The organism is Candidatus Nitrosotalea sp. FS (genome assembly GCF_011319475.1).
GTDB lineage: Archaea > Thermoproteota > Nitrososphaeria > Nitrososphaerales > Nitrosopumilaceae > Nitrosotalea.
Window position 1 is genome coordinate 1 of the sequence record NZ_RCMC01000020.1, and the last position, 1,140, is coordinate 1,140.

General features: G+C 39.7%; 2 protein-coding genes. One reads left to right on the forward strand and one right to left on the reverse strand.

The genetic code is table 11. The annotated features are described in order from the left end of the window. The coding region (locus DYY66_RS00875) for a hypothetical protein (RefSeq protein ID WP_166285398.1) at positions 1-227 on the reverse strand (227 nt) is incomplete at its 3' end. Between the two features lie 131 nt (positions 228-358). Between DYY66_RS00875 and DYY66_RS00880 the strand changes: the two genes are divergently transcribed. Then, positions 359-1,140, forward strand: a 782-nt coding sequence (locus DYY66_RS00880; RefSeq protein ID WP_255495947.1) for an alanine--glyoxylate aminotransferase family protein, incomplete at its 3' end; no start/stop codon positions are given.

Consider the following 1,140-nt stretch of genomic DNA (forward strand, 5'->3'; position numbering starts at 1 on the left):
AGATAGTTTCCATCTTCATCATATGCGTAAAATACCGTAGCCACACTTGGATCACTAGCATCTTTTGAGGCATTTCTAGTCATTTCTCTTGCTTTCTTTATTGCCTCATCACGGTCATCAAAATCAGCAACTACCCAGTGACCTTCACCTGGAATCTCAAACTTGTCTATCCCAATGATGCGAAATTTGCCTTTTGATGGTTTGAGTTCAGGAAAGTCTCTAAACACAAGATCATTGGATCTACTACAGTTTTAAGAGTAATTGAGTAGATTTGACGATCAAAACTATATCGCAAAACAAAATCATCCCTATTTTCANATTATAAATAATGGTTCCCTTGCTTGCAAGTTGAAGAAATTTGGAATATCTAGTCATGTTGCCTGGACCAACAAATGTTCCAGAGCGAGTAACAAGAGCAATGTTTACTCACATGATAAATCACCGAAGTAAAGACTTTGTAAAATTATACGTAGATACCATAGAAAAAAGCCAGAAAATTTTCGATACAACAAGCGACGTTGTTGCCCTTTCAGCATCAGGAACTGGTGCAGTCGAAGCTTCAGTTGTCAACATGGTAAAAAAAGGCGACAAGGTAATCATTCCAGTCAACGGAGAATTTAGCAGCAGATCGTCTACCATGCTCGAGTGGGCAGGAGCAAACGTTGTAAGACTCACAACACCATTTGGCCAGAACGCAACCTTTGATCAAGTAAAAGAGGCATTTGACAACAACAAGGATGTAAAGGCATTCTATGTTGTATGGAACGAAACCTCAACTGGAACCATGGTAAAGTATCTTGATAAAATTAAAGACCTTACCGCAAGAAATGATTCATTCTATGTTGTTGACGGAGTATCAATACTTGGCGGAGAAGAGTTCCACATGGACAAGTGGGGAGTAGACGTATGTGTAACAGGCGCACAAAAAGCACTTGCAGCCCCACCCGGCATTTCACCAATTGCAGTCAGCCAAAAAGCAAAAAAACACATGATTGCAAATCCACCGCCGACATTTTACTTTAACATGGCAAGATACTTCAAGTATTATGATGATTCAAAAGAGACACCATTTACTCCGGCAATACCGTTGCTATACGCATACAGGGAAGCACTTGATATTATTCTAGAAGAGGGAATTGA